Here is a 10,328-nt window from a genome sequence, read left to right on the forward strand (position 1 = left end):
CCAAAACCAGTTGAGAAGAAACAAGGATGGATAAAAGAAGGTGACGCGTGGTACTTCTACTACCAAGGTCAAATTACTAAAAACGCATGGGTAGGAAGCTATTGGCTAGGAGCTGATGGTAAGATGGTTACAAATGCATGGGTAGATAACAACCGTTATTACGTAGGTGCTAACGGATTATGGGATAAGAACGCTAAGAAACCAGAAGCGCCAAAACCTGTAGAGAAGAAACAAGGTTGGGTGAAAGAAGGAAATACTTGGTATTATTACGAAAATGGAACATTAGCTCGTAACAAATGGATCGGTAGCACATACTGGGTTGGAGCTGATGGTAAAATGGCAACAAGCTCATGGGTAGATAACGGCCGTTACTACGTAGGGCCTAATGGAGCATGGGTAAAAGATGCTAAGAAACCAGAAGAAACAAAACCAGCAGAGAAAAAACAAGGTTGGAAAAAAGAAGATAACTCTTGGTATTACTATGACAACGGTGAAAAAGCACGTAATAAATGGATTGGTGATACTTACTGGGTAGGAAAAGATGGTAAAATGGTAACAGATAACTGGGTAGACAACGATCGTTTCTACGTAGATAAATCTGGTAAAAAAGATCCATCAATCAAGAAAAAAGTTATCATTAATGATGAACTAGGATGGCAAAAACGTAACGGTGGAGAATGGTACTATTATGAAAAAGACGGATCATTAGCACGCAATAAGTGGGTAGGAGATTACTGGCTTGGCGCTGATGGTAAGATGGCTAAGAGTGCATGGGTAGATAATGGCCGTTACTACGTAGACTCTAGTGGTAAATGGGTACCTAACTATGCTAAAGCGGACAAAAACACAGCTGCTTTAAATATGCCTCAATACTACCAAGGTGATTACCGTTGGGCTAATAGAAGATATGGACTTGGAACAATGGCACAAAGTGGATGTGTACCAACATCATTAGCTATGGTATTCAATGGATTAGGACAAAAAGTTCTTCCAACAGCTGTAGCAGATACAATCTACAATAACACTAACGAAATGAACGTTGGTGGATTAGGAACATCAGGAAAAGGTGCTGTTTATGCGATTAATGCTTATGGATACAAACACACAGTACTTTCAACTAAAGAACAACTTATTGCAGCACTACAAAGCGGTAAACCCGTATTTGCGACAGTAGGAAATGGTATTTTCGCAAAAGGTAGATTAACTCACGCTATCGCCTTAAGTGGATACAGCAATGGTAAGACTAAGGCAATGGATCCTGATAGTGCGTATAACACAGGAAAATGGTATGACATTAATACTATCTGGAACCAAAGAAGTACAGATCCATATGACACTAACATCGGTGGATCATTCGTAGCAATCGGATAATAGAATAGAACGATGCAGGAATATTGATTTTTAAGAAATCTGATTTCCTGTGTCGTTTTTTGTTGTAATATTAGGTTTATAAGACAGGTTGTTGATAGTTTTATAATGGGGATGACTCCAAAGTATTAGATTTTGAAAAAAGTTCATATGAAAACTCATAGCCTCAGCAGTAGACACAATCCAATCAGTTTCGTCTTATGACTCACTTCTTGGTGTGTCCTTGCATACGTTATACGTAAGAATTTTAACGTGCCTTTGGCACTAAAAATTCTAACGTACAACGCAAGTGGTTTATTGATATCTAAATTCACTTTATAAAAGCTTTTTAGATATCTAATAAACTGTGCGGAGGTGACTCTAAAAAATCGATTTCTACGAAATCACGATTTTTGAGTCACTCCCATTTAATTATTTTTGCACTAAATTATAACAGTTGTTGCTAAAAGTCTTTAAAATTGGTATACTATAACTTAGAGAACTTGAAAGCGAAGGAGTGTGCTTAAATTATGGTATATAACCACAGAGTTATAGAAAAAAAATGGCAAAAATATTGGGATGAAAATAAAACATTCAAAACATTAGATGATCATACAAAAGAGAAATTTTATGCATTAGATATGTTCCCTTATCCATCAGGAGCTGGACTACACGTTGGTCACCCAGAAGGGTATACGGCTACTGATATCTTAAGTAGATATAAAAGAGCAAATGGGTACAATGTACTTCACCCAATGGGATGGGATGCATTTGGATTACCTGCTGAGCAATATGCGCTAGATACTGGTAATGACCCAAGAGACTTTACTAAAACTAATATCGACACGTTCCGTCGCCAAATTAAAGAATTAGGATTTTCTTATGATTGGGATCGTGAAGTAAATACAACAGATCCTAACTACTACAAATGGACACAATGGATTTTCAAAAAGCTTTATGAAAAAGGACTTGCTTATGTTGATGAAGTACCTGTAAACTGGTGTCCTGCATTAGGAACAGTACTTTCTAATGAAGAGGTTATTGATGGTAAATCTGAGCGTGGAGGACACCCTGTAGAGCGTCGTCCTATGCGTCAATGGGTACTAAAAATTACTGATTACGCTGAAAAACTTCTTGCTGATTTAGATATTCTTGATTGGCCAGAAAGTCTTAAAGCAATGCAACGTAACTGGATTGGAAAATCTGTTGGTGCTGAGATTGACTTCAAAATTGAAGGAACTGATAAAGCATTCACAGTATTCACTACACGTGCTGACACTGTATTTGGTTTATCTTACTGTGTACTTGCACCTGAACACAAACTAGTAGAAGAAATCGTTACAGAAGGACAAAGAGCGGCTGTTGAGGAGTACCTTGACATCGTTAAACGTAAGTCTGATCTTGAAAGAACAGACCTTAACAAAGATAAAACAGGAGTATTCACAGGAGCTTATGCGATTAACCCTGTAAATGGTGAAAAAGTTGAACTTTGGATTGCGGACTACGTTCTTGCAAGCTACGGAACTGGAGCTGTTATGGCTGTTCCTGCGCACGATGAGCGTGACTATGAATTTGCGACTAAGTTTAATCTACCAATCAAGGCTGTTATCGAAGATAATGGTGAAGTTGTTGTACCATTCTACGGTGATGGTAAACACATCAACTCTGACTTTATCAACGGATTAAACAACGAAGAAGCTATCGCAAAAGTTATTGAATTTTTAGAAGAAAACAAAGTTGGACGTAGTAAAGTTACATACAAACTACGTGACTGGTTATTCTCAAGACAACGTTATTGGGGAGAACCAATTCCAATTATCCACTGGGAAGATGGTACTATGACTACAGTACCTGATAGTGAACTTCCACTATTACTTCCAGAAACTGACAACATTAAACCATCAGGAACAGGAGAATCTCCACTTGCGAATATTGAAGAGTGGCTAAATGTAGTAGATCCTGAAACTGGTAAAAAAGGTAAGCGTGAAACTAACACAATGCCACAATGGGCTGGTTCTTGTTGGTACTACTTACGTTACATTGATCCGCACAATGATGAAATGTTCGCAGATCCAGAGAAATTAAAATACTGGTTACCTGTAGATGTTTATATCGGTGGAGCAGAACACGCAGTACTTCACTTACTATATGCTCGTTTCTGGCACAAAGTACTTTATGATTTAGGTCTAGTTCCGACTCGTGAACCATTCCAAAAACTATTCAACCAAGGTATGATTCTTGCTGAAGGTAAAGATGGTCGTCCAGAAAAAATGTCTAAATCTAAAGGTAATGTAGTTAACCCAGATGATATTATCGTATCTCATGGTGCTGATACATTACGTGTGTATGAAATGTTCATGGGGCCATTAGATGCTTCAATCGCATGGAGTGAAAATGGTCTAGATGGATCTCGTCGTTTCTTAGATAGAGTATACCGTCTATTCGTAGATGAAGAAACTGGTAAAGTAAATGACAAAGTTCAAGATAAAGATAATGCAGAATTAGAAGTAAGCTATAACTACACTGTTAAGAAAGTATCAGAAGATATCGAAATTCTTGGATTTAACACAGCTATTTCACAACTTATGGTATTTGTAAATGACTGTTATAAAGCTGAATACATCCCTCGTAAATATGCGTTAGGATTTATCCAACTTCTTGCGCCATTTGCACCTCACCTTGCTGAAGAAATGTGGGAAATCTATGGTAACACTGAGTCAATCTCATACGTACCATGGCCAACATTTGATGAAAGCAAACTTGTAAGTGATACTGTAGAAATCGTAGTTCAACTTATGGGTAAAGTTAAAGCTAAATTAGACGTTAAGAAAGACTTAACACCAGCTGAATTAGAGCAAATCGTTCTAGCTAATGAAGAAGTGAAAGAATTAATCGAAGGAAAACAAGTTATGAAAGTAATCGTAGTTCCTGGAAGATTAGTTAATATCGTAGCTAAATAAGGAGAGACACATGGAAGAATTAATTTATAGTATTGTTAGCGAAATTGTTGAGCATAAAGATGAAATCAAAATCGAAAAATTCGTTAAAAATGCACGTGAACACTACATTTTAACAGTACACCCAGATGATTGTGGGCGTATTATAGGGAAAAAAGGTACAGTGATTAACGCAATCCGTACTGTATTAAATTCAACAACATTTAGTAAAAAAGTTTACTTAGATTTAGTAGAATAATAAGATAAATGTTTAATAGGAGTCTGAAAGATAGATATTTTTCAGATTCCTATTTTTTTGGGTGAATGGAAGTTTAGTTGATTTAGAAAGAACTGCAATTAATTTAATTTTTAAAATAGATATAGTATAATTAGTTGAGAGAAGAATTAATTTATGAGACTTGCTGATAGAAGATTGTAGTTATATTGTAGGTTCTATATGATAAGAAAACATTAAATATTAAAAAGTTATAATTAAATATAAAGGAAGGGATATAAAATGGTAAAAATTAAAGCTAATGGTAATGAAATTGCATTATTAACTTCAAATACAGATTATATTAGTTTAACTGACATTGCCAGATATAAAGACTCGGAAAATCCTGCTGATATTATAAAAAATTGGCTAAGAAATAGGAATACTCTAGAGTTTTTAGGGGCTTGGGAGAAAATGAATAATCTAGATTTTAAACTGGTCGAATTCGACCAGTTTAGAAGTGAAGCAGGTCTTAATAGTTTCGTAATGTCTCCTAAAAAATGGATAGAAACAACAAATGCAGTAGGGATAAGATCAACAGCAGGTAGATATGGTGGGACTTATGCACATTCGGATATTGCATTTGAATTTGCTTCTTGGATTTCTCCAGAGTTTAAATTATATATCATTCAAGATTATCAGAGATTAAAACAGGAAGAATCATATAAAAATAAATTAGAATGGCAAACTAATAGATATATTTCAAAATTAAATTATACTATTCATACAGATGCAATAAAAAATAATTTAATTACACCCGCACTTACCATTAAACAAATAAGACATAAGTATGCTAGTGAAGCCGATATTTTAAATATGGCTCTATACGGAATGACTGCAAAAGAATTTAAAAATGAATATCCTGAGAAAGAAGGAAATTTAAGGGATAATTCAACTATTGAACAGTTAATGATAATGAACAATTTACAAATATTAAATGCAGATATGTTAAAATCAGGGATATCAGCTGAAGTTAGATTGCAAAAATTAAATGAAATTGCAATAGAACAACAAAATATTTTAATTAAAAATAATCAAAAAGCATTACAGGAGTTAAAAAAATTAAAATAAATCTATGCTGATTTTGAAATAATTTATGTATAAATAATATTTAAAAAGGAGGTTATTATGCGAGAAATAGTTGATGGATATTTAATTAATGATGACAATATAAAAATAGCATTCACTAATAGGAATGTTGATGCAAAGAGTAGTGAAGATATGAAAAATTTCTCTGCTAAATATGGATTTAATCATGATAACATAGTTTATAACACTCAGGTTCACGGTGCAGATGTTCGTATTGTTGAATCAAGAGATAATGCTGCTGAAAATGGTAAGGAGGCGGATGGTTTAATTACCAATCTTCAAGATACTCCGTTGTTGATTTTTACAGCGGACTGTGTGCCTGTTGTTTTCTATGATAGAAAGCAAGGTGTAGTAGCCTTAGCTCATGCGGGATGGCGCGGGACATATGGGAATATTGCCGGGGAAATGGTAAATATCATGATAAATAAATATAATTGTAAGATAGAAGATATCAAGACCATTATAGGTCCATCGGTTAGTGTTGATAATTACGAAGTTTCTTATGATCTTATCGAAAAATTCGCTGCATTGGAAGTAGACGGTTATTATAAAGAGGTTGATGGTAAATATTATTTGGATTTATGGAAATTGAATAAAGAATTATTGAAAAAATGTGGTATACTAGAAGATAACATTAAAATTATTGATTTCTGTACGGTAAGAGATAATGATAAATTCTTCTCATATAGACTAGATAATGCTACTCCAAAACGTATTGGAACAATAATTCAATTAGATTAAATTCACATAGAATAGAGGAAATAGTATTGGAAAAAGATATTAAATTAGTAGAACAAGTAGCTACATTTAAAAGATTGCCGAAAAGTGATAGTAGATGGCGTGTAGCATTTTATTATATAGCGAAAGAATTCTGGGATTTGGAAGAGGTTTTTGTGATAGTCGATAAAGCTCTTTACGAAGAACAAGGTCTTAAAATTCCTGTTTTTAGAGAGTACAAAGAAGCGGAAGGATTCCAGATTTTTTCTAGTCATATCAAAGCGAAGGAATTCATAGAAAAGCAAGGTGACTTATTCGTTACAGCTAGTGGAGAAAAACTTATTGGTAGAATTCGTCAAGGCGCATTTAGAGAGGTTTTCGTTCCATTTTTTGCTGAACAAAACTTCAACTATCTACTAAATGAAGATGAAACATTATTTGCTGATACTTTTAAACGACTTCTTGCGGTTATGGAAGCTAGTGAGAACTATATTGTGGATCAAGAACAAGAAGATATGCTTAAAGCGGGCGATGTTCAAGGATTCTTCGCAGATATCTGTAAAAAATATATAGTATTAGTATAAAAATAAAATTCAAGCGCAATTTTGTCATGTTTGAACTTCAAGGATGAATTAATTGCGTTTGAGTTTTTTTATTTAGGTTTCATTAGGTTACAAATGTTGCATAGTTCTTATTTTTTTCATATAATTTATATATAGAATTATTAAGTTTATGATATCTTACGGCAAATATCTTATACGTAATTCGTAAAAAAATATTAAGTACATTTAAACTTTTCTTTAAACTTCGTTTAAGTTGATACTGATATTATAAAAGTGTAAGTAAAACACGTTTAAACTTAAAATAATATAAATAAGGATTAAAAGGAGGATTCTTATGGAAAATAGAAATAACAACCAAAATAATAGAGAATTTAACAATCAAGGAAATTATAATGAACAAAATGATTATCAAAATTATGATAATATAGAAAATTCTCAATACAACAACTATGAAAATTATCAAGAGATGAATAGTGGGCAAGTGCCTGTTCAGCAGAAAAATAACTACGGGAAATTATTCCTAACTGTTTTTGCAGCGTTTGCTCTAGGAGCTACTAGTGTTTTTGGAGCGCAAGCAGTAATGGGAACTGGTAAGGCTCTAAATTCTTCAGTGACAGCGACAAAAGAAGATAAAGATAATGAACAAATCACAGTAAATGCAATTTCAAAAGCGAAAGATGCGGTAGTATCAATCGTAAATTATCAAAGTAACTCAAATAACAGCTTAGAGTCTATCTTAGGAGGTTCTAGCAGATCTGGAAATGATTCGGGTGAACTAAAAGCTGCTTCAAGTGGTAGTGGAGTTATCTACAAAAAAGTTGGAAATACAGCTTATGTCGTGACTAATAATCACGTTGTTAATGGAGCTAAGAAGTTATCTGTTATTTTAAGTGATGGGACTAATGTAAATGCAGAAGTTGTCGGGACTGATGTTTGGACAGACCTTGCTGTATTAAAAATCAGTGGTGATAATGTAACTACAACAATGGATTTTGCTGATAGTGATAAAATCGCAGTTGGTGAAACAGCGTTTGCTATCGGATCACCTTTAGATGTTAACTTATCTAATACTGTTACAAAAGGTATCGTATCGGCTGTAAATAGACAAATTCCTATGGACGTTGATGGAGATGGTAAAAATGACTGGAACCAAACTGTAATCCAAACGGATGCAGCTATTAACCCAGGTAATAGTGGTGGAGCGCTAATCAATAGTGAAGGTAAACTTATCGGTATTAACGAATCTAAGATTGCTAAAGCAACTGCAAACGTAAGCGCTGAGGGAATTGGATTTGGTATTCCTTCAAATGAAGTAAAACTTATCACTGAACAATTAGAACAATCTGGTAGAGTGATTAGACCTGCATTAGGAGTACAATTAGTATCAGTTAATACAGTAGATAGCGATACTGTTAAATCTCAATTAAAATATGAAGGTAAACAAGGTGTAGTAATTCGTTACGTTGAGAATGGTACTCCAGCTGCACAAGCAGGTTTAGAGAAATATGATATCATTACAAAATTAAATGGTGAAGAAGTAAAAGATGTTGCTGCAGTTAGAAAATACCTATTTGAGAAATCAAAAATTGGAGATACTGTAAAAGTAACTTACTATAGAAATGGTAAAGAACAAACAACAAATGTAGTTGTTCAAGCTTTAAATACAAGATAAATATAAGAACTTAGGATGGATTTCCATTCTAAGTTCTCTTTCTAGTGTTGTTCGATAAATGTTCGAAACGAAAGAAAAAAACAATAAAGAATTTAATGAAAAAACATAATATCAATATTCATTATCGGTGACATTAAAGAGTTCTAAATTGAAAATGTTATTTATATAGTTTGAAAATAAGAAAATAATTTGCCAAATCGATGAAAATATGTTATTATTAGTTTGTTAAATTTTAGAAAAGAATATAGGTGAATACATGAAAAAAGTAAGAAAAGCGATTATTCCAGCTGCAGGATACGGTACACGTTTCCTTCCTGCGACTAAAGCATTACCTAAGGAAATGCTTCCAATTATCGATACTCCTACAATTCAATACATAGTAGAAGAAGCGGTGAAAGCTGGAATTGAAGATATAATTATTGTAACTGGTAAACAAAAAAGAGCTATTGAAGACCACTTCGATAGAAACGTTGAGTTAGAAGTTGAGTTAGAAAATAAAGGTAAGTTAGCAATGTTAGAAAAAGTTAAGTACCCAACGCAACTTGCTAACATTCACTACGTACGTCAAAAAGAAATGGCAGGACTAGGGGATGCGATTTTAACAGCTCGTAGTTTCATCGGTGATGAGCCATTTGCAGTATTACTAGGTGATGATGTTGTAATCAATGATGAATACCCTGCAATCAAACAACTTATTGATAAAGCAGAAGAAACAGGATGTTCTGTAATTGGTGTTCAAACAGTTCCAGAAGATCAGACTCACAGATACGGTGTTATTGCGCCTAAGAGTCAAGATGGACATTTATATGAAGTAGAGAAGTTCGTAGAAAAACCAGCTCCGGGAACAGCACCATCTAACCAAGCGATTATGGGAAGATACGTTCTTAACCCAGGAATTTTCAAACACCTAGCTAAAAAACAAGTAGGTGTTGGTGGAGAAGTTCAATTAACAGATGCTATCCAAATGTTAAACGAAGAAGAAAATGTTTATGCATATGACTTCCAAGGTAAACGTTACGATGTAGGAGAAACAATTGGATTTGTTAAAACTACTATCGATTTCGCACTTAAATCTGATCTGAAAGATGAATTAGTGCCATATTTAAAAGCTAAATTAGCAGAATTAGAATAAGATTAAAGCGGGAGTGACTCAAAAATCGTGATTTCGGAGAAATCGATTTTGTCGAGTCACCCCCGCTTTTTTAAAGAATTGAGGAAGGTATATTATGATTGTTAATCACATTGGAATTTATGGAATATGTATTAGAGGTAATAAGCTTTTATCTATAAAAAAGGAAAGAGGTCCTTATAAAAATAGATTTGATTTACCTGGGGGTAGTCAGAAAGAAAATGAGGGACTTACAGAAACCTTAGTTCGAGAATTCCGAGAAGAAACTGGGTATGAAATAGAAAAATATGTGAACTGCTGAGTTTATGATGTCTTTGTAGAAGAATCTAATCGAACAGTACACCATATTATGGTATTTTATGACGTTGATATTAATCTCGAACAGCAAGATACGATTTTAGAAAAGTTGGAAGATGAACTAAATGATTCTAGTGGAGTATATTGGGTAGACTTGAAAGAGTTAGATATAAAGAATTCATCACCATTGATTTTGAAATTGAAACAGGAATTAAGTAATGATAAAGATGCGTTAGAGAAAGTAGTATATAAAAATTGGGAGATATTATAAAAAGAACTTATCCATGAAAAAATATGGATAAGT

10 protein-coding genes are annotated in these 10,328 nt (G+C 33.7%); all 10 read left to right on the plus strand.

What is annotated here, in order from left to right:
• Positions 1 to 1,371: C39 family peptidase (locus tag O3884_RS08755; RefSeq protein WP_371452980.1), on the plus strand; the 1,371-nt coding region annotated here is incomplete at its 5' end.
• 506 nt (positions 1,372 to 1,877) lie between these two features.
• Positions 1,878 to 4,307, plus strand: coding sequence for a leucine--tRNA ligase (gene leuS / locus O3884_RS08760; protein WP_371452982.1), 2,430 nt, complete (start codon positions 1,878 to 1,880; stop codon positions 4,305 to 4,307).
• Positions 4,308 to 4,317: 10 nt separating this feature from the next.
• Positions 4,318 to 4,542: a KH domain-containing protein gene (locus O3884_RS08765; RefSeq protein ID WP_314159891.1), complete on the plus strand. Its 225-nt coding sequence runs from the start codon at positions 4,318 to 4,320 to the stop codon at positions 4,540 to 4,542.
• A 258-nt stretch (positions 4,543 to 4,800) separates the two neighbouring features.
• A complete protein-coding gene (locus O3884_RS08770) occupies positions 4,801 to 5,628 on the plus strand; it encodes a KilA-N domain-containing protein (RefSeq protein ID WP_371452984.1) in 828 nt (275 codons plus the stop codon).
• Between the two features lie 57 nt (positions 5,629 to 5,685).
• Positions 5,686 to 6,387, plus strand: coding sequence for a peptidoglycan editing factor PgeF (pgeF, locus tag O3884_RS08775; protein WP_371452986.1), 702 nt, complete (start codon positions 5,686 to 5,688; stop codon positions 6,385 to 6,387).
• Positions 6,388 to 6,413: 26 nt separating this feature from the next.
• Positions 6,414 to 6,947 carry a hypothetical protein gene (locus O3884_RS08780; protein ID WP_371452988.1) on the plus strand — a complete coding sequence of 178 codons (534 nt, stop codon included), beginning with the start codon at positions 6,414 to 6,416 and terminating at the stop codon, positions 6,945 to 6,947.
• A 313-nt stretch (positions 6,948 to 7,260) separates the two neighbouring features.
• Positions 7,261 to 8,598, plus strand: coding sequence for a S1C family serine protease (locus O3884_RS08785; RefSeq protein WP_371452990.1), 1,338 nt, complete (start codon positions 7,261 to 7,263; stop codon positions 8,596 to 8,598).
• 256 nt (positions 8,599 to 8,854) lie between these two features.
• Positions 8,855 to 9,730 carry a UTP--glucose-1-phosphate uridylyltransferase GalU gene (galU, locus tag O3884_RS08790; RefSeq protein ID WP_294683673.1) on the plus strand — a complete coding sequence of 292 codons (876 nt, stop codon included), beginning with the start codon at positions 8,855 to 8,857 and terminating at the stop codon, positions 9,728 to 9,730.
• Between the two features lie 94 nt (positions 9,731 to 9,824).
• Positions 9,825 to 10,028, plus strand: coding sequence for an NUDIX domain-containing protein (locus tag O3884_RS08795; RefSeq protein WP_371452992.1), 204 nt, complete (start codon positions 9,825 to 9,827; stop codon positions 10,026 to 10,028).
• 48 nt (positions 10,029 to 10,076) lie between these two features.
• Positions 10,077 to 10,295 (plus strand): NUDIX hydrolase, encoded by a 219-nt coding sequence (locus O3884_RS08800; protein ID WP_371452993.1) that lies wholly within the window; start codon positions 10,077 to 10,079, stop codon positions 10,293 to 10,295.
• The last annotated feature ends 33 nt before the right edge of the window (positions 10,296 to 10,328 follow it).

Origin of the sequence: Gemella sp. 20925_1_85 (assembly GCF_041433735.1) — a bacterium.
Taxonomy (GTDB): Bacteria; Bacillota; Bacilli; order Staphylococcales; family Gemellaceae; genus Gemella.

Bases quoted from the DNA above. Each gene is read 5' to 3' on its own strand.
- O3884_RS08785 (WP_371452990.1), top strand. From the start codon at position 7,261: ATGGAAAATAGAAATAACAACCAAAATAATAGAGAATTTAACAATCAA.
- galU (WP_294683673.1), top strand. From the start codon at position 8,855: ATGAAAAAAGTAAGAAAAGCGATTATTCCAGCTGCAGGATACGGTACA.
- O3884_RS08800 (WP_371452993.1), top strand. From the start codon at position 10,077: ATGGTATTTTATGACGTTGATATTAATCTCGAACAGCAAGATACGATT.
- O3884_RS08770 (WP_371452984.1), top strand. From the start codon at position 4,801: ATGGTAAAAATTAAAGCTAATGGTAATGAAATTGCATTATTAACTTCA.
- pgeF (WP_371452986.1), top strand. From the start codon at position 5,686: ATGCGAGAAATAGTTGATGGATATTTAATTAATGATGACAATATAAAA.
- O3884_RS08795 (WP_371452992.1), top strand. From the start codon at position 9,825: ATGATTGTTAATCACATTGGAATTTATGGAATATGTATTAGAGGTAAT.
- O3884_RS08765 (WP_314159891.1), top strand. From the start codon at position 4,318: ATGGAAGAATTAATTTATAGTATTGTTAGCGAAATTGTTGAGCATAAA.
- leuS (WP_371452982.1), top strand. From the start codon at position 1,878: ATGGTATATAACCACAGAGTTATAGAAAAAAAATGGCAAAAATATTGG.